The sequence below is a fragment of the Clostridium coskatii genome (assembly GCF_001675205.1).
GTDB lineage: Bacteria > Bacillota > Clostridia > Clostridiales > Clostridiaceae > Clostridium_B > Clostridium_B ljungdahlii.
In genome coordinates this window covers 1-19315 of sequence record NZ_LROR01000104.1, presented here as the reverse complement: position 1 = coordinate 19315, position 19315 = coordinate 1, and the positions used below count along the sequence as shown (strand labels likewise).

The 19315-nt window shown below is 30.1% G+C and carries 15 protein-coding genes; 2 read left to right on the top strand and 13 right to left on the bottom strand.

The features are described from left to right. Positions 1–49 precede the first annotated feature (49 nt). The 7 genes from CLCOS_RS20510 to CLCOS_RS20480 form a co-directional block, all read right to left on the bottom strand. Positions 50–1843 carry an ASKHA domain-containing protein gene (locus CLCOS_RS20510; protein ID WP_063600428.1) on the bottom strand — a complete coding sequence of 598 codons (1794 nt, stop codon included), beginning with the start codon at positions 1841–1843 and terminating at the stop codon, positions 50–52. Then, on the bottom strand, positions 1836–2867 hold the full coding sequence (locus tag CLCOS_RS20505; RefSeq protein WP_063600429.1) for a methylcobamide:CoM methyltransferase MtbA: 1032 nt from the start codon (positions 2865–2867) through the stop codon (positions 1836–1838). The genes CLCOS_RS20510 and CLCOS_RS20505 overlap by 8 nt, the downstream gene beginning before the upstream one ends. A gap of 15 nt (positions 2868–2882) precedes the next feature. After that, complete coding sequence (locus tag CLCOS_RS20500; protein WP_063600430.1) at positions 2883–3539, bottom strand: corrinoid protein; 657 nt, start codon at positions 3537–3539, stop codon at positions 2883–2885. A 32-nt stretch (positions 3540–3571) separates the two neighbouring features. Further along, positions 3572–4642 (bottom strand): uroporphyrinogen decarboxylase family protein, encoded by a 1071-nt coding sequence (locus tag CLCOS_RS20495; RefSeq protein WP_063600431.1) that lies wholly within the window; start codon positions 4640–4642, stop codon positions 3572–3574. A 42-nt stretch (positions 4643–4684) separates the two neighbouring features. Further along, positions 4685–5554 (bottom strand): uroporphyrinogen decarboxylase family protein, encoded by an 870-nt coding sequence (locus CLCOS_RS20490; protein ID WP_063600432.1) that lies wholly within the window; start codon positions 5552–5554, stop codon positions 4685–4687. 119 nt (positions 5555–5673) lie between these two features. Further along, positions 5674–6627: a GTP-binding protein gene (locus CLCOS_RS20485; protein ID WP_063600433.1), complete on the bottom strand. Its 954-nt coding sequence runs from the start codon at positions 6625–6627 to the stop codon at positions 5674–5676. 531 nt (positions 6628–7158) lie between these two features. Further along, positions 7159–8916 carry a helicase-related protein gene (locus CLCOS_RS20480; protein WP_063600434.1) on the bottom strand — a complete coding sequence of 586 codons (1758 nt, stop codon included), beginning with the start codon at positions 8914–8916 and terminating at the stop codon, positions 7159–7161. Positions 8917–9587: 671 nt separating this feature from the next. On the opposite strand from CLCOS_RS20480, the gene CLCOS_RS20475 reads away from it, so the two are divergent. Next, a complete protein-coding gene (locus CLCOS_RS20475; protein WP_063600435.1) occupies positions 9588–9875 on the top strand; it encodes a hypothetical protein in 288 nt (95 codons plus the stop codon). 179 nt (positions 9876–10054) lie between these two features. Here the strand turns inward: CLCOS_RS20475 and pepF are convergent, their stop codons facing one another. The 5 genes from pepF to CLCOS_RS20450 all read right to left on the bottom strand — a co-directional run bounded on the left by pepF (position 10055) and on the right by CLCOS_RS20450 (position 17173). After that, positions 10055–11842 (bottom strand): oligoendopeptidase F, encoded by a 1788-nt coding sequence (pepF, locus tag CLCOS_RS20470; protein WP_063600518.1) that lies wholly within the window; start codon positions 11840–11842, stop codon positions 10055–10057. Positions 11843–12259: 417 nt separating this feature from the next. Then, on the bottom strand, positions 12260–12844 hold the full coding sequence (locus tag CLCOS_RS20465) for an ECF transporter S component (protein ID WP_063600436.1): 585 nt from the start codon (positions 12842–12844) through the stop codon (positions 12260–12262). A 153-nt stretch (positions 12845–12997) separates the two neighbouring features. Beyond that, positions 12998–14605, bottom strand: coding sequence for a gamma-glutamyltransferase (ggt, locus tag CLCOS_RS20460; protein ID WP_063600437.1), 1608 nt, complete (start codon positions 14603–14605; stop codon positions 12998–13000). Between the two features lie 148 nt (positions 14606–14753). Next, positions 14754–16373: a ribosomal protection-like ABC-F family protein gene (gene abc-f, locus CLCOS_RS20455; RefSeq protein WP_063600438.1), complete on the bottom strand. Its 1620-nt coding sequence runs from the start codon at positions 16371–16373 to the stop codon at positions 14754–14756. A 263-nt stretch (positions 16374–16636) separates the two neighbouring features. Beyond that, entirely contained in the window at positions 16637–17173 is a 537-nt protein-coding gene (locus CLCOS_RS20450) for a VanW family protein (protein WP_242866887.1), read from the bottom strand. Between the two features lie 67 nt (positions 17174–17240). Between CLCOS_RS20450 and CLCOS_RS20445 the strand changes: the two genes are divergently transcribed. Beyond that, complete coding sequence (locus tag CLCOS_RS20445; RefSeq protein ID WP_063600439.1) at positions 17241–18314, top strand: glycosyltransferase family 2 protein; 1074 nt, start codon at positions 17241–17243, stop codon at positions 18312–18314. A gap of 136 nt (positions 18315–18450) precedes the next feature. On the opposite strand, the gene CLCOS_RS20440 is transcribed toward CLCOS_RS20445, so the two are convergent. Then, positions 18451–19315: glycosyltransferase (locus tag CLCOS_RS20440; protein ID WP_242872345.1), on the bottom strand; the 865-nt coding region annotated here is incomplete at its 5' end.

The window sequence follows — 19315 nt, the reverse complement described above, 5'->3', positions numbered from 1 at the left end:
ATAAAATAGTTCTCCCAAATTTTTAGTTTGAGAGAACTTATATTTACATTTAACCAGGGAATATAAGGCATGCGGCAAAAAGTTTTTCATAACCTTCAGATGCACCTAATTCCATATAATCTATTTGATGAGCTAATTGTTCAATTTCTTCTTTTACCTTACCAGACATAAGAGCCATATATGCACCTGTCTTAGATGAGTTTCCTACATATACTAGCTTATCTTCAACCTTTTCTGGTAAAATTCCTATTCCTACTAAACTATCAGCTGATAAGTGAGCTCCAAATTGTCCTGCTACAACAACTTTATCAAGATTATCCATATCAATATTAGCCTTTTTTAATAAAGCATAAAAACCTGAAAGAATAGCTCCTTTTGCTAATTGCACTTGACGAATATCTCCTTGTGTAATTAGTATTTGGTCTGGACTGCTTTCTAAAATAAATTGTCGTTTTCTGCCATCCAATTGAATCATATCATATCGATAATCTGATTCCTCTAACTTTTCTTTCTTTATAAATGCTCCATCCTTTTTTACAAGTTCTGTACGAAGCAGCTCTTTTACAACAGCTAATATGCCACTTCCGCATATTCCTATTGGCTTTTTATCTCCGATAACCTGAACTTCAACTCCACTTTCAGTAATTCTTACATCCTCAATTGCGCCTTCTGCCGCTCTCATGCCAGAACTAATATTCATTCCTTCTAAAGCTGGGCCTGCTGCGCAAGAACATGATAACAGCTTTCCATGATTGGATAAAACAATTTCTCCATTAGTTCCAATATCTATAAATAGAACATTTTCCTTAGCTTTATGCAGCTGACAAACATATGCTCCTGCTACAATATCTGCACCTATATAAGCTGAAACTGATGGAAGACAATATAGTCTAGCACCTGGTGCTGCCTTTAATCCAATGTCTTTTGCCAATATATTTTTTGACTTTGTAAATATTGGTGAATACGGAGACATTCCTATAGATGTAGCATCAATCCCTAACAGAAGATGCATCATTGTACAGTTTGCTGCAATAGAAATCTCATAAATGTTTTTTCTATCCACTTTTGATTTATTGCATATATCTCCAATCATCTCATTAATAGAATTTACAATTGCATATTGCAGTTTTTCTTTTCCATCTTCAGGATGCTCCACTTCATAGGTTATTCTAGTTAAAACATCCAATCCAAAGTTCTTTTGAGCATTAATCATTGAAGCTGCAGCCAATTCTTTACCTGTCTTCATGTCAATTAATGCTGTTACAACAGTTGTAGTTCCAATATCAACTGCAACTCCATAGAGAATGTCTGTAGTATCACCACACTCAATTGCAATTAATTCTCTTCCATTAAAAACTCCTGTAACTTTTCCAGTTATAAATTCATGCTGCTGAAGTAATCTCCAATCAAATTTTTCAACATCAAAGGTTTTACATATAAGCTCTTCAAAAGAACCTTGATTTTCTAATGTAGGTTTTTCTATTTCAAAAACCTCTTTATGAATTAAAGGATCAAACTCAAAGTCCGGTGTATAACCTGTTGTAAGTATGTCATGTTTTCCTTCTTTTTGTAAAATTTCAATTACAATATCCTCTTGTGGTACTACAAAGCAAGAAAGTCTTATACCTGAATCAATTTCTTCCTTTTTTAAAAGTTTCTCTTCTGTTTCTCCGATATCAGGTAAATTTCCTTCTAAAAGTTTGATTTTACATTTTCCACATAACCCTTTTCCATTACATGGATTATCTACAAAAACATCATTTTCAAGTAAAATTTCCAGCAAATTTTTATCAGGTGTATATTCAAAGCTTTTATTCTGTGTCTTAATAGAAATCTTAGGCATTAGTATCTCCATCCCCTTTTGATAAATATTCTAACATTGCTTTTACATTTTTTAAAGGGGATTTCATTCCAAGTCCACAAGCTGGAGATATAATATTTGACCCATCCTTTACACACTTTTCAGTTAGTTCTGCAATTTTCTTTGGTTCACCAAACTCAATTGCATAAGTACTTACATTGCCCATTAACACTCTATCTTTTAAATTTTTTCTAGCATCACTCATGTTGACTATAGAATCAAAACTTAAAGCATTACTTTTTACCTTATTTACTTCTGAATATACCCTCTTCATTTGTCCACATATGTGCACAATTGTACTTTTATTCTGTTTTTGTACACTTTCAATAATTTTATTAATATATTTAACAGCAAATTCTTCAAATAACTTTGGCCCTAAAATTTCACCTGTACCACTAGGATCAGAAATAGCTATTATATCCGCACCTGCTTCTATTTGTTTTTTTGCAAATGTAATTAATTCATCTGTAACAAAATTAAGAAATTCATGTGCTTCCTTATTGCTCTTTTTTAACTCTTTATAAAAGGTAGAAGGTTCCATTATAGAACTTGCTGTACTAATAGGTCCAGTTAAATTACCTATGATAGGAACATCAGTACCTTTTGATTTCAATAATTTAATTGCCTCAATAACTACCTTTGCTCTTCCTTCTGTAAAATTAATTTGAGAAATCTTCTTCCATTCCTTAACAGAATCAATTGCATATTCTACAACATGAGGTTCATAAATCTTTGTTCCCATGTCAACCTTTGCTCCAAAATTTTCTGCCTCAATGGTCATACAAAATGGAACTCCATAATTCTCAAAACAACCTCTTTCATACACAGCTTCTGCTAAACCAGCCATCATTTCTGCACTCATATGTGCTTCAGGAAACTTTATTTGAGCTTCTTCTATTAACTCTGTTGTGACCATATTCATCATGCCTCCAGGACAAATACATGGTGGTCTATCAACCTTTTCTCCATTAAAAGCCTTATTTAAACGTTCTTTTGGTGACAACATATCCCTCACTTCTTTCTATGCTATATTAAGTAATCCTTTTACTAGTTTAACTGCTTCAATTGCATTAGCAGAATATCCATCCGCACCAATCAAATCAGAAAACTTCTTTGAAATAGGGCCGCCTCCTATAACAACTTTAAGATTTTCTCTTATTCCAGCTTCTTTTAGTAGCTCTATAACAGTTTTCATTCCACCCATTGTTGTTGTCATCAAGGTTGACATACAAACAAATGAAGCGTTAACTTCTTTAGCTTTATCTACAAAACTCTGAAGAGGAACATCTCTACCCAAATCAATCATCTCAAATCCAGCTGTTTCTAACATGATTTTTACTAAATTTTTTCCTATATCGTGAGTATCTCCCTCTACAACTCCAATTACTCCCTTTGGTTTTTCTCTATCTGCTTCATCAGCTGGAAGATGAGGTCTTAAAATTGCTAAACCTTCATACATTGCATCTGAGCATAATAATAAATCCGTAACAAAATATTCTTCTTCCTCATACAATTTGCTTGCACGATTCATACCATCTACAAGACCTTCCATAATACCATCAAGTATATCATATCCTGCTTCTACATATTCATTGGATGCTTCAATCGTATCTTCCTCTTCCATTTCAAATACACCATCAGATAATCTTTTTAATAATTCTTCTTTTGATACTGTCATTGTTTTCCCTCCATTTTTTATAAATTTATATTCTAAGAGAAATTTTTTGGATCTAGTGGCCACTTTCCATATTTTCTAGCTGAAGCCATAAACTGATCAATATTTTCTAATGGAACTGCACCTGAAAGATCGCATCCTGATGCCAAAATATATCCACAAGGACTGTCATAAGCCTTTTGCATACAATTTTTTACTGCTGAGTCTACATCATTGGTGTTTCCTAGAATCAATACTTCCACTGGGTCTACATTACCAAGTATAGGTACTTTGTCTCCTACTACTTGTTTTGTATATGCTAAATCTACTCTATTATCTATACTCATCATATCGCAGCCTGATTTAACCATTTCTCCTACAATTGATGTTGTATCTCCACAAATATGATAACAAACCATTCCCTTTGCCTCATGAATCTCTTTCATTAATTCTTGTGTATATGGTAAAACAAACTCTAAATATTGCTTCTTATTAAGAATAGTTCCTGATGCAATAGGATCACATAATAAAATAAGAACACCTGCTTTTATAAACTCTCTGCAAATCATTTTTAATGCATCATTACAGAATTTAATTAGTTGATGAAGCTTTTCAGGATTTTTTCTAGTTGCTCTGAGCAAGTTTTCTGTTTTGTAAATACTTGCAGCAGCAGTAAAAGGTCCAGATATTAATACTCCAGTTGGAACTTCATTTCCTATTTTCTCCATTATGATACGTGCAGCTTCTAAATGTAATTGGAATGCTTTATCATTTTTTAGTTCTAATTTTGACATATCTAGCTTATCAACATCATTCAAATCCTCTAAAACATATTTCATAATTGCTGGCACTGAATCTTCTGGATCACTCATCTGACTACCTAAAGCTGCACCTACACCATGTAGTCCATATTCAACAATAGTTAAATCATTGCCAAATCTTTCATAGCAGGCAATCTGTGCTCTTGCTTCATTTAAGGCACTACTTCTTTTTTCCTTATGAGTCATTCCAAGCGCTAATCCAGACATAGAACAAGCAACTGGCATAGCTAAAATTCTGTCCATAGGTTTTCCTGTCATAAATGCAGCTAATCTTTCATTTGGCGTCATTTTATCATTCTTGTGCATGCGTTTTATCCTCCACACTTTTAAATTTATTTATATTAATAATTAAAGCAAAGCAATTGTTTTGATTGTTCCATCTTTTAATTCAAAATCTTTATTTTTAATACACATTTGTCCAACAAATTTTGCTTGTCCCATAACTTTTTCACAAGCTTCAGAATATTTTATAGATCCTCCTAAATTAATATCCTTCCACACAGCTTTATCTGTCCCTAATAATGCAAAAGTAGTCTTAGGACAAAGCATTACTATCATTTCATCATCAATCATTTTTTCAATATTTTTTAATAACGGATAAGTAAACATTTCTACAGTCTGCTCAGCATATTTAGGTCCTAAAATATTTAATCCACCAGAAGAATCAGCATAACTAATCATGTTAACTCCTGCTTTTTTAGCTTCTTCAACAAAGCGTAATATTTCCTTTTGGAATTTATCGAAAATAGCCTTCATAGTATCTGGTTCTTTTCTAAATAGCTTAAAAACATGACGCGGATCAATTAAAACATTCATAATTGTAAATGGTCCTGAAATATATAAAAGAACATTTTCTCCTTTGCCTCTCAAATATTTACAAGCTTTTAGAACCTCTGATATACGGCCTTTCGAGTAATCGATTTCAGGTAGATTTAATATCTCTTCTGCTTTTGTGCAAATATAATCTTTTGCCCTTGGACCTGTTTTTTCATTTCCAAGATTAATTATTCCGCCCATAGCTTCTCCCTCAACGGTATGACAGAATGGCAATCCACAAAAATTTGCATTATCATATTTCTTTAATTCTTCTGCCAATGTAGCCATGCTGTCCCAGTGCTTATAGGCTTCTGGAAAATGTAATCCCGTTTTTTCTGTAACCTCTTCGTTAATCCCTACAGAATTATCATACGTACAATTAAAGTCAATAATTTTACTCATGTTAATCCCTCCTTATTAAGTTAGTAAATGACCAAAACTTAGCATTTTATATCAAGTGATTCTTAAGTTCAGATAGAATTTACTTATTCGGATAAAAATTATAGATTAAATATATCTGTTTAAAATTTTGGATATCTACTTAAAACCCTAGATACATGCCTACTTGTAAAACATTGTAATATTTTTTGTTTTTTTAGTTGATTTCCAATAAAGGCCACTTTAGCCTCTTTAAATTCTTCCACATAGTTCCACTGAAAATGATGTGGAGTGAAATCAAAATAAATAAATCTTTTTGTATCAAGCTCTAAAATTCCTTTAGCCCTCAAAATATAACCATATTTCTTGCTCTTTAGAGAAGCTAAGATTTTATCTATATCCTTCTCTAGAAAAGTTCTGGGCTTGTCTATAGATAAAGTACTGAACACTTTATCTGCAGGTGTTGATACAGCTTCTTCTTTTAAATTAATTTCAAAATCTCCAATTGTATCTAATATTTCAATTATTTTTTCACCATCATAAGAATACCAATCATCCTTAAGGATATATGCTTTTTCATTATTTAATTTTATTTTTGAGATTACTTCTTCCACTTTTTCGTCATCTATACTATCTATATGGCTTAAAAAGATAATATTAGCATTTTGAATTTGATCTAAATAAAATCCACCAAAATTCTCTAAATAATCATCAAATGCACTTACATCTACAATAGTTATAAGATGATTTATTTTTATATTGCAATTTGAATTTTCAGAAATTTTGCTGCAAACCCTTATGATATCTGATAAATTTCCTACACCAGATGGTTCTATAAATATATGTTCAGGTTTATATTCTAACGCTAATTCCTCTATGCTATCTTTAAAATTTTTTACTAAACTACAACAAATACAACCAGCATAAATTTCTTTAATAGGTAGTTTGTCATTAATTAAGTCTCCATCAATGCCAATATCACCAAATTCATTCTCAATTAAAGCAATTTTACCTTTCATATTAGGAAGGATTTTTTTTAGAAATGTAGTCTTTCCAGCTCCTAAAAATCCAGAAATAATATTTACATTAATACTCAATGTAAACCTCCTTCGTAGACACTTTTATTTACGTGTTAAACAATTGACAATTTTGTTTAAAAATGGATTTATAATATTTTTAACTTTTACAGTTTAAAAAAATTAACAGCTGTTGAGTAATCTTTTTATATCATGTAACTTTGTAGACAACTCTATACTATTTATTCACATTTACTGAATCATTCTAACATTTAAAATACTATTGGTCTAATCATTATTAATTATTGTTTGTCACACATTTATAAACTATATTTATAGGAAAATTATAGTTTTATACTTTTAAATTTATATGCATATTAAAAATCCCAATATCGTCATCCTCAATTTATGTTACTTGCTGCCTTTAAAAGAGTTCATGACTTGTTAAACTGCAATTCATAATGTACCTTTTATAAAAAATGTAATATTTTTTATTTAATTTCAGATTACGAATTGCAGTTGTTAAAATAGATCAAGTATTTATAATATCTTGATTTTATCTAAATAAGTTTCTGTAAAATTCTATTGTATGCCTAAGCATTTTCGCTGAAATCATATTCTAACTAATATTTCATTTATTTCCTCACTCACTTTTATTCTTTCACTGTAAACCCAGTCAACATCAAATTTCAAATTAAATATTTTAGAAAATGAATAATACATATTTATCTTTTGATAATATATTTCCAAGTCATCTAAATTACCCACAAAACATTGTGGTTTAAATAAACTATCTTGTTTATTTATAAATAATTCATCTACGTATTCCAAAAACTCATTCATTAAATCTTCTCTTGAAACATCAAAGGGAACCTTCAATAAATTCCACTGATCTTCTTCTTTTAGCTTATATTTCTTTATCTTATCTAAAATCAATATATATTCGCTGATGTCCATCTTTGTATAATAATCTAGTTTTTCTTCTCTAGTCCCCCACAAAGCTAATTTTTCATTTAAAGGCAAACTTTTAATCTTTAATATTGCATCTGATGGTCCAATAACTGCTCTTTTTATTTTTTCATCTCCAGCTTCTAATTTGGATTTAATAAAATTTTGAGTATCTCCAGCACTAGCTACATAACCTATATCATAAATACCTATTCGTCCCGCACGTCCACTTACCTGTTTTACTTCTTGTGATGTAAGTTCCCGTACTTCTTCGCCATCAAACTTTTTTATATTTATAAAAATAATTCTTCTAATAGGTAAATTGACTCCCATACCTATTGCATCAGTTGTAACTAGCACTTTTGTCTCCTTATTTGTAAATTGTTCATACTGCATTTTTCTAACTTCTGGAGGTAAATCTCCATATATTATACTGGCTTTAATGCCTTTACTTGAATATCTCTGTGCTATCTCCAGCACTCTTTTTTTAGAAAAAACTACAACAGCGTCACCTTCCTTGATGTCATCATAATTAAATTTCTTATTTTCAACTTCTAGAGGAATACTTCTTTTATATTCTTTTATCTCATACTCATCTTCACAATCATTTATAATTGTTTTTATTATGTCTTTAGCATTAAGAGCTCCACATATATGAATTTCATCACATTTTAACCCTAATAAAGCCCTGCTCCATGCCATTCCCCTTTGTTTATCACTAATCATTTGAATTTCATCAATCACAGCTATATCATAGTGCTCCTTTAAATTAAGCTTTTCTATTGTACAGGAGATATGAGTTGAGCCTATCTTTAATACTTCTTCTTCACCAGTTAATAAATCACAAATTATACCTTCCTTATTTAACTTTTCGAAATTTTCCAAAGCAAGAATTCTAAGTGGTGATAAATATATCCCTTTCTTCGCTGTTTTGAGGCGTTCTACAGCATTATAAGTTTTACCTGTATTCGTGTCCCCTAGATGAATATAGAATTTTCTCTTCATGTGTCTAGTCTCAATATATTCATCCTTAGGATTATCGGGAAATGTTTTTTCAAACTCTTCAGCAATTAACTTAGGTATATGATTTTTAGTAAGTACTGTCATTATGCCTGAATTCAAAAAAGCATTGTAATTTTCTTTTATAATTTCATAAAAATCAAAGTGTGTATTGTTCTTCTTATTGTAACTGTCAAGTATTCTCTTTGATACATTTTTCAGTAATTCTTCATAGCTTTCATATACATCTTCAAAGTCCTTTAATCCTTCATTTTTCATTTCCTTAAGTTTAACAAGCTTTTTTCTTATGGAACTTTCATGTTCTATAAGTGCTCCTGGTTTTGAATAATATACAATCTCTTCAATATTATTAATTTGACTTTTTAATTTTTTAAATTCTTTTTGTGATGAATTCTTCTTCATATGTTTTCCTCCGCCTACTATATTCAATTATTCAAATATTATATTCTCCTATCTTATTGAGTTTATAAATTTACTTTATTGCATCTTAATTATATAACTATTTCTCAAATTATTATAAATCAAATACACATTTTACGTTAATCACAAAAAATAAAATAATAAACATGACATTTATCTATATTTTCTTTTATAAATATAATAAAGAAAACTTTGTTTTAAAGTAATCGCCCCACTCACTAAGGCTTTTTCCTTATCTTTTTCTTTAATATCTCCTCCTCATTTAAAATCAAAATATACATCTTCATAACTTCTACACAACTATTATGTAATATTATATCTATTAAATGTATTTATCAAATGACTACCCGCTGTAATACTCCCCTCTTTTTCAAATCGGAGGTAAAGAGTAACTACGTCACTGGATTCGTTTAACTAAAAATCATGTTGAGTTCTAAACTCCATCTGATTCAAGTTTTCACTTCATACTGTGAGGACTGTTACCAATGATCTAAACAAAGTTCCAACTGAAAGTCTAGTTAGCACTGCTATGTAAGAAAATCCTTCAATAATTAATTTTTATAACTTCTGAATTTCTTCATAACTTCTTTATATGTACACTGTATAATTCAATTACGATAAAAATTATTAAAATTACTTTGGAGGGATATACTATGAATTGTCATGGAAATAAGAAAGAAAAACAAGGAACTCATAATCATAGTTCATTAAAGCATACGCTGCATATGGCTATCTGCTGTGGATTACCTATAATTATCATAGGATTATTACCAATTATAACGAAACTAAACCCTAGCGCTGGTAGTGTAATTGGAAGAGTAACACCTTTTTTATGTCCAATAATGATGATCTTTATGATACCCATGATGATGGGTATCAATAAAAAAGGAAGTTGCTGCAATACTAAGGAAACTAATTCTAATAGTAAAGAAATCGTATAGATTTAAAGCAATAAAATTATTTTTAAGGAGAGGCTCTCAATATTTAAAGAGTCTCTCCTTAAAAAATAATCGTAGAATATAATAAATTTAGTTATGAAAATAGGTATATATAAACCGCATCTAGGTATTTTCTCATTTATTTGTACTTTTTCTTTACATATCATCCGCCTCTTTTTACTTTACACAGTTTCTAACATATCTAATAATTCATCAAATCTCTTTATAGTATCCTCTAACGGCTTAGGTGAAGTCATATCCACTCCTGCTTTTTTCAATACATTTATTGGATAATCACTGGACCCACTTTTCAAAAATTCCTTATAAGATTCTACAGCTTTTTCTCCATTCTCTAGTATTGCATTGGCAAAAGAATGTGCTGCTGCATAGCCTGTAGCATACTGATATACATAAAAGTCCCAATAAAAATGAGGAATTCTCGACCACTCCATATCTATTTCTTCATCCACAACCATATTCTCTCCAAAATATTTTACATTTAATTCTCGCCAAATTTTACATAAATCTTCTCCTGTAAGTGGTGTTTCATTTTCTATTTTTTCATGAGTTACTTTTTCAAATTCGGCAAACATGACCTGTCTAAATACAGTAGTCCTAATTTGCTCTAATTCTTGGTTTATGAGATAAAGTTTTCTTTTTTTATCCGTCTCATTGTCAATTAAATAATGTATTAATAAGCTTTCATTAGTAGTTGAAGCCACTTCTGCACAAAAAAGAGAATAATCTGAATATATATAAGGTTGATCTTTTCTCGAATAATAAGAATGTATGGAATGACCCATTTCATGCGCTAAAGTAGAAACATCTGTAAGCTTATAGTTATAATTTAAAAGTACATAAGGCATAGTATCATAATCCCCTGTGGAATAAGCTCCTCCTCTTTTGCCTTTGTTTGGATATATATCTACCCATCCATTTTTTATTCCTTCATCAAATATATCTAAATACTCTTTTCCCAAAGGCTTTAATCCTTCTTTTACTATTTTTACTGCTTCATCAAATTCTATATGTTCTTCTACAGTATCTATTAGTGGAACATACAAATCGTACATATGCATTTCATGAAGTCCTAAAAGTTTCTTTTTAATGCTTACATATCTGTGCAGATACTTTAAATTATTATTTACAGTATCAATCGTATTATTATAAACATCTAAAGGAATATCATTAGGTTTTAGTGAACATTCCATTGAACTTTTATACTTTCTAGTTTTTGATATAAAAATAAAATTTTTAATATTTGAGGTAAGTGATGCAGCTAAAGTATTTTTATACTTTTTATAAGTGTTAAATAGTGATTTAAAGGCTTCTTTTCTAACAGATCTCTTTTTAGACCTTATAAAACCTGAATAATTTACATCAGTAAGTTCAACTCTTTTTCCCCTCTCATCCTTTATTTTTGGGAAAGTCATATCTGCATTAGATAACATACTGTACACTTTCTCTGGGGCATTTAAGCAATCTGACACTGAAGCTATAAGTTCCTCCTGTTCCACACTTAAAATATGAGGTTTCTTTTTCAAAATTCTTTCTAGTAAAAACTTATACATATTTAATTCGGGAACAGCCTTCATAAATTTATCTATAGTTCCTTCTGGCAAACTCAATATTTCAGGAATAAAAAATGCTTCCATGCTTTTTATTTCAGCACTATATGCATATATTTTATCTCTTAAAACTTGAAAAGTAGGATTAGCAGTATCTTCATCATTTTTCATGTGTGCAAAAATAGCTAGTTTTCCTGCCAATCTTGAAACTTCTTCATCCAGCTTAAAATATCCTAAAAGCTTCTTGCCTTCAAATAATTTACCAGCGTATTCACTTAATTTTGGTGCCATGGATTTTAACTTTTCAAAATCCTTTTTCCAGCTTTCTATATCTTTATATATTTTCTCTACCTTCCATTTATCTTCTTTTAATATTTCATCTCTTCTTTTTGTCTGTACCATATAAAATTCTACTCCTTTTCTATAAAAATAATATTTAGGAATTTTCAAAATTAGTTTTCCTACATTTTACTTTAATTATAAAGATTTTCACTTCATATTACTACACTATTGCTTTTACAATACTGTTGAATAAAATTATGAATTATACGATAAAATAATAATTATATTAGAGGAGTTAATGCCAAAGAATTTAATTTTTATATGCTTGTTAAAATCAAATAAAAATGCCCTCCTTTCCAGTAACAGATTTTTAATTTTTTAATCTGCCTGACTCAAGGAGAGCATGCCAATTTTGAATAATACGGTGTTCTTCAAAATTGTTCGTTTTTTAGTTCAGTCAATTTAATTCTATGAAAAATCCCCCTATATACCGATTAGTATAGAATACTCCCTCACTTACATCGTTAACTGTAAAATTTATTTTCTTAGATAACCTACTGCAATCACAACAGGAATAGTAATAGCAACTGCTGCGCCTGCTGAAATTAACCCATTTAATGCCAGGACTAAAAGACTTTTTACTGCAATACTATAACTTACATGAAGAGCCTTCATATAAGCATCTATATATATTATGTAAATAAGTCCTAAGACACCTAAGGTATTAGTGAAGGAGCCAATTACTGCACCTATAGCAATATTCATGCTTCTAGATCTTGTCCTAATTAATCTATATCCGTAATATGCAGTAATTCCAATCATCATCCTCGGAAGCACCGCTATAATCGGGTTCATAAATATAAACGAAACTGGTGAAGGAGTATTAATTGCTTGAAAAATACTAAAAACACCAAAAAAAAGCCCAATCATAGCACCAACTACAGGACCCTCGACTATCCCTCCAATAATTACTGGGATATGCATAATAGTTGTTTTAAAAGGTGGTATAGGAATAAATCCTAAGCCTGTTACACCAAGCACAATTGTAATTCCAAATAAAGCTCCAATTACAGTAATCTGTGCTGTAGAAAATTTTCTCTTTACTAATGTTATTTCTTTCATAATAGTAACCTCCATTCTTATTCCTTTATGGATATAAGTCGGAAAACTTCTATAAATTGATAAAGGGTTAAACATAGATTAGAGTTTGGTTTCCTTATGAAATACCAACTCTTTAAAATTATAGCATATCTTATTAATATAATAAATATAATTTTACCATGAATATATAGTTCCATCAGTCCTCCAATCAGTTCCTCCTGATAAAACTCCATTTTCATCTCTCCAAATTATCTGACCTCTTCCAAAATCAGTCTCATCAATAGCATAACTTATTTTATGCCCTTTATCGTACAAAGCTTTTGCCAAATACTGAGGGAAAGCATGCTCAATACTAATATTTTTTTCCTCATTCCACATCCACCTTGGAGCATCCAGTGCTGCTTGTGGATTTAAATTAAAATCAATACAGTTCATCAATACTTGTACATGGGCTTGAGGCTGCATAAAGGCTCCCATAATTCCAAAAGGTCCTACAGCTTTGCCATTTTTCATTAAAAATCCAGGAATTATTGTGTGATATGGCTTTTTTTCAGGTTCCAGTGCATTGGCATGATTTGAATCAAAAGAAAAATTTTTCCCTCTGTTATGCAGAGCAATACCTGTTCCAGGTACCACTAACCCTGAACCAAAGTCCATATAATTACTCTGTATGTATGATACCATATTCCCATATCCATCAGCAGTAGCAAGATAAACAGTTCCACCTTTCGGATTTTTACTAAATTCAGGCTTAAAAGCAGTTTCTTTTATTCTCTTCCTTTTTTCATCAGCATAAGCATCAGACAGCAAGTCCTCTATTTTAATTGTCATTTTATTTCTATCTGTTACATACCTTAAAGTATCTTCAAAAGCCAATTTCACTGCTTCCATTTGCTTGTGATAAGTATCTACAGAATTTTTTTCATTGAATTCAAAACCCTTTAATATATTAAGAGCTATGAGTGCGGTGATACCCTGTCCATTTGGAGGAATCTCACACACATCATAACCTCTGTAATTAATACTTATAGGTTTTACCCATTCAGCATGGTATTTTTCTAAATCCTCTTTTCTTATATATCCACCAGTTTTCTTTGAAAAATCATCTATTTTTTCAGCCAGTTCTCCTCTATAAAATGCTTCACTTTTAGTCTCAGCTATAATTTTTAATGTTTTTGCATGATCCTTTAAGGTAAACATTTCCCCTATTCTTGGAGCCCTTCCCTCTGGTGCAAAAGTATCAAACCAGTATTTAAATTTTTCATCAGTTAAGTTTCTTTTGTATAACTCATAAGCCATTCTCCAAAATTTTCCTACTGTTGGGGTTACAGGGAAACCTTCCTCTGCATACCTTACAGCAGGCTCTAATAGCTTTTCAAAAGGCAGTTTTCCAAATTTTTCTGAAAGTGATGCCCATGCTGCAGGAATCCCTGGAACATTAACAGGTTCCCATCCAAACTGTGGTATTTGATTATATCCTGCTTTTTTCAAAATCGGTATAGAAATTCCTTTTGGCGATGGTCCACTTGAATTTAATCCATGCAATTTACCATTAAACCATACTGTAGCAAAAGCATCACCACCAATTCCATTTGATGTTGGCTCACATACAGTCAAGCAGGCAGCTGTTGCAATAGCAGCATCTACTGCATTGCCACCCTTTTTTAGAATTTCAAATCCAGCTTCTGCTGCAAAAGGTTGAGATGTAGCCACCATTCCTCTTCTCCCATAGGCTGTGCTTCTTGCTGAACTAAAAGGATTGTATAAGGCATTAAAATTCATAATATCCACCCTCTATAATACTAATATGAAATGAAAGTAACATATTACATATATTATTAAAATCATGATACAGCAGTATAAAACTTATGTCAATATATTCCTCTATCCCTTATCCGATGACTACCTTCTCTAATACTCCCCATCAACCTTACATCTTATTTAATTGCTTCGCAATACATTGATATTCTTTATCCAATGCTTCTTTATCACAATCTTTTAAGGACATTCTAGAAACAATTTCAGTAAGCTTCATCTGCAAAATTGATTTTTCTATATATATATTTTCTTGATTTTTTGGTACGTTTTTACTTTTTTCAAATTGTTCCAAATTTCCTTCAAATTCCGTTATTTTTTCATTTTCAAGTATAAACAGTCTATCTGCTACAGAATTTATAAAAGCTCTATCATGAGATACAAAAAGTACAGTTCCTTCATAAACTTTTAGGAAATCTTCCAGTGCCCCAATAGACTGCATATCAAGATAGTTTGTAGGCTCATCAAGAAGCAATACATTAGCCTTTGATGCAAAAAGCTTTGCAAAAGAAACCTTTATTTTCTCTCCGCCGCTTAAAACTCCAACCTTTTTACTCACTGCATCACCAAAAATCAATAATCTTGCCAAAATTGTTCGAACACAGCTTTCACTTTGAATGCTACTAAGCATAACATTTTGGAGTACAGTTTTATCAAAATCAAGATCTTCAAAGTTCTGATGAAAATATCCAATAACCGCTTTTGGAACAGTATAAATTTGCTCATCCTGCATATTTATAAGATTTAATAGTGTAGTTTTTCCAGAGCCATTATCTCCTACAACTGCTGTCTTCATTCCATTATAAACCTTAAATTTAGCATTACGAAAAATCTCATTTTTATTATATTTAAAACAAAAATTAGAACTAGCCATAATAATTTTATTTTGTGGAGGATTGGTCAAAGAAAAATCAATTTTTACTTTTAAAATTTTATCGGGTTTTTCCTTAACTTGCAGCTTTTCAATACGTGACTTTATGCCATTTACTGCACTATCCAATTTTTTCTTTTTTTCATTGACTGCACGTTTGTGAAGTCTTGCTTCAGAATTCCCCATTCTCTTTGGAGTTTTTTTCATGGATTTTGATTTACTCTGTACATCTCTTGTTGTTTTTTCAAGCCTTACTTTCTCCTCTATATATTCTTCATATTCCATCTTCTGTTTTTTTATTTTTAAATCTTTTTGCTTTTTGTAAAAAGAATAGTTTCCTTCGTAAAAGAAAAGTTTGCCATTTCTTATTTCAATAATTTTATTACATAGGGTATCCATAAAATCTCTATCATGGCTTATCAACACAATAGTTTCTACCTTACTGAACTTTTCTTTCAGTACTTTAATGCTTTTATAATCTAAATTGGATGTAGGTTCATCTGCTAAAAGCAAGGAACTGTTTTTACTTAACTCAGCTGCAATACTAAGCTTAGCTCGTTCACCTCCACTTGCCTTCTGACAATCAATCTTATCATTGACTCCAAATTCTTTAAAAAGCTTACCTTGCGTATTCACATTTTCATCTGAAAATTGTTTTATATACGCTGCAGAGCAATACCTTTTAATAACACCTGTATCTGCATCTGTCTCTCCTGATAAGATATTCAAAAGTGTAGTTTTACCTGCACCGTTTTCTCCTACAATACCAATTTTATCTCCTCTTCGTATTTTTAAATCATTAGTAGATATGATTAATCTATCTCCATAATATTTTTTCAAATTCACAGCTTCTAAAATAAGCATAAAAAAAATCTCTCCTTTGCAAACGCTGGAAAGATAAATGAATCCATAAGTATATAGCTATGCCAAAAAAGCATAAACGTCTATAGTAATTATTATTTCATTTAAACTAACCCAGCAAAAATAAAGACATAAAAAGCCTTAAAAATAAATCTCAATTGATTTTAAAAAACGCTGAATTAGTTAATCTTCATTAATTACATACCTTGCCCTTTCTATAATATATCTTATATATTACTATATTTAGAATAATATATCAACCTGTCTCATTTTACATAACAATCACTGTTTATCTCATCTCTTGAAACCTCTTTTCCATCTTCATAAGTAACTTTATAAGCTTTTGCCTCACAAACTGACTTTCCAGATCTATTTACTGTTTTTACACTATTTACAAGCTTATAGGTCTTTTTAGTTAACTTAGAATTGAAATAAATATTAAATGTAAGTTTCTTATCATCAGTAGTACATTCTATATATATGGGATACCCCAGTGTATTTTTAAATTTATAACCTATGTTTCCATAATCCACAGTAGCATCCATTCCAATACCTACATAACTCACGGGCATATTGTGGTGATCTCTTTCTGTAGGCACTATACCTGCTCCTACTACAGCATTATGAGGGGTACTTGATACCTGACACACTCCTCCTCCTAATCCAGATTCCACTTTATCACCTACAATAACATGTGCAAAATCATTGGTAGATATGATTAATCTATCTCCATAATATTTTTTAAATTCACAGCTTCTAAAATAATCAGCACCACCCATAAAACGGGTGCTGATTAATGACATAAAGCTTGTATCATCTTTTTTTTGTTTTCATATTATATAGCGTACTAAATTTTGAGGAAGTGATTATATGATAACTGTAAGTTTATGTATGATAGTAAAAAATGAGGAAGATACTATAGGAAGATGTCTGGATTCTGTAAAAGAGGTAGTAGATGAATTCGTAATAGTAGATACAGGATCTTCTGATAATACTAAAAATGTGATAAAAAAATATACTAATAATATTTATGATTTTAAATGGATTGATGATTTTTCAGCTGCAAGAAATTTTGCATTTAGTAAAGCAACTAAAGATTATATTTTCTGGTTAGATGCCGATGATATACTACTTCCTGAAGATATAAAAAAGTTTAAATTCTTAAAGAAAAATTTAGATACCTCCATAGACTCTGTAACAATGAAATACAATATAGGCTTTGATGAATATGGGAATATAACTACAAGCTATCGACGTAATAGATTAGTCAAAAGAGAAAAAAATTTTAAATGGATTGGATTTGTCCATGAATATTTAGAAGTGTATGGAAATATAATTAATAGTGAAATTAGCATAACTCATAAGAAAATAAACTATTCTCCTAACCGTAATCTTGAGATTTTTCGAAATAAATTAAAAGAAGGTGTAGAGTTTACTCCTAGAGATATATTATACTATGGAAATGAATTATACGAACATGAAATATTTGAAGAAGCTTTAAAATATTATAATAGTTTTTTAGATTCAAAAAAAGGATGGTATGAGGATAACATTTATGTTTGTGGAAATATATGTGATTATTATCAATCAATTAATAATGGTGAGGAAGCTCGTAAATATGCATTTAAAAGCTTTGAATATGATGCTCCAAGAGCCGAAATATGTTGTAGACTTGGATTTTCATTTTTACAAGAAAACAAGATTAATCAAGCAATATTTTGGTATGAAACAGCTGCAAACCTAAAAAAACCAAAAGATAGTTTAGGGTTTTTTAATGATGCCTGTTGGACGTGGCTTCCGCATTTACAATTATGTGTTTGCTATGACAGAATAGGTAATCATAAATTGGCTTATGATCACAATGAAATGGCTAGTAAGTTTATACCTAATAATAAAAAAATACTTTATAATAGAAAGTATTTTAAAAGTATAGGATTAAAATGATAATTTACTTTTTTCTCTAAATTGGTATATTTAAAAAATAAACCACGGTGAAAAAAGTCTGTAAGTATAGTTTTCTATGATAAATCAAAATACCATAGAAAACTGCTTTATTATTGTATAAACAAGACTATAGAAGCTATTCCCACTTTATTAATCTTGGATTTTCATCTAGGATAGATTTATATTGTTCTAAAATTCCATACTTGCCTTCAGGATCTGCTTTTAGATATCTAATATATTTAGATTGCCTTAATTCTTTGGTTGACCAACCCAAATGCTTTAATTTTACATAACATATACATCCAGGCAAGCTAAATATATTTTCAGGAATCCTTCCACAATGAAGAGGTTTTTCCTGCCAATTATAATTAAAATTAGGCTGATATCTTATTAAAAACGGTCTATAATACTTATGTGATTTCCAATAAAAATCTTCTCTATAATGATTCTCATCCCACATATCGTATAGCCTAAAAGCATAATAATCAAAATTTGGTTGATTAATTAATTCTCTAATAACTTTACATATTCTATCTTCAAAAATTTCATCAGCATCTAAAAATAATATCCAGTCTGGATTTGTACTTGCTGTTATTTCCCACAATTGTTTTCTTAAAATGACTTCATTATTAAATCCATGTTTTTTATTTTGCACCAACGTTAGAGTCATATTTTCAAATATTTTTTTACATATTTCAACCGAATTGTCTTCACTAGCATCATCTAAAATTACAACATTATCTACATATTTAGCTGCATGTGTTAAAACTCTTTCTAAAAATTTTCCACTTTCATTTCTTATAAGCATGGCAAGTGTTATCTTATTTTTTTTGTCTTTATTTATTCTTATCCGTTCCTCTAATAAATCTAAAATATTGTATCCAAAGAGAGGTTTGTTATCGTTATTTGTAAAATTTATATTTTCTATTAGCATAGTTTGATTATTTAATTGTAAATTGCAAATAAAAATTTTTGTAGAATCTTCTGTGATACTTTTATTT

Coding starts and splice junctions, on each gene's coding strand:
- CLCOS_RS20510 (WP_063600428.1), bottom strand. CDS start 1,843: ATGCCTAAGATTTCTATTAAGACACAGAATAAAAGCTTTGAATATACA.
- CLCOS_RS20505 (WP_063600429.1), bottom strand. CDS start 2,867: ATGTTGTCACCAAAAGAACGTTTAAATAAGGCTTTTAATGGAGAAAAG.
- CLCOS_RS20500 (WP_063600430.1), bottom strand. CDS start 3,539: ATGACAGTATCAAAAGAAGAATTATTAAAAAGATTATCTGATGGTGTA.
- CLCOS_RS20495 (WP_063600431.1), bottom strand. CDS start 4,642: ATGCACAAGAATGATAAAATGACGCCAAATGAAAGATTAGCTGCATTT.
- CLCOS_RS20490 (WP_063600432.1), bottom strand. CDS start 5,554: ATGAGTAAAATTATTGACTTTAATTGTACGTATGATAATTCTGTAGGG.
- CLCOS_RS20480 (WP_063600434.1), bottom strand. CDS start 8,916: ATGAAGAAGAATTCATCACAAAAAGAATTTAAAAAATTAAAAAGTCAA.
- CLCOS_RS20475 (WP_063600435.1), top strand. CDS start 9,588: ATGAATTGTCATGGAAATAAGAAAGAAAAACAAGGAACTCATAATCAT.
- pepF (WP_063600518.1), bottom strand. CDS start 11,842: ATGGTACAGACAAAAAGAAGAGATGAAATATTAAAAGAAGATAAATGG.
- CLCOS_RS20465 (WP_063600436.1), bottom strand. CDS start 12,844: ATGAAAGAAATAACATTAGTAAAGAGAAAATTTTCTACAGCACAGATT.
- ggt (WP_063600437.1), bottom strand. CDS start 14,605: ATGAATTTTAATGCCTTATACAATCCTTTTAGTTCAGCAAGAAGCACA.
- abc-f (WP_063600438.1), bottom strand. CDS start 16,373: ATGCTTATTTTAGAAGCTGTGAATTTGAAAAAATATTATGGAGATAGA.
- CLCOS_RS20450 (WP_242866887.1), bottom strand. CDS start 17,173: ATGTCATTAATCAGCACCCGTTTTATGGGTGGTGCTGATTATTTTAGA.
- CLCOS_RS20445 (WP_063600439.1), top strand. CDS start 17,241: ATGATAACTGTAAGTTTATGTATGATAGTAAAAAATGAGGAAGATACT.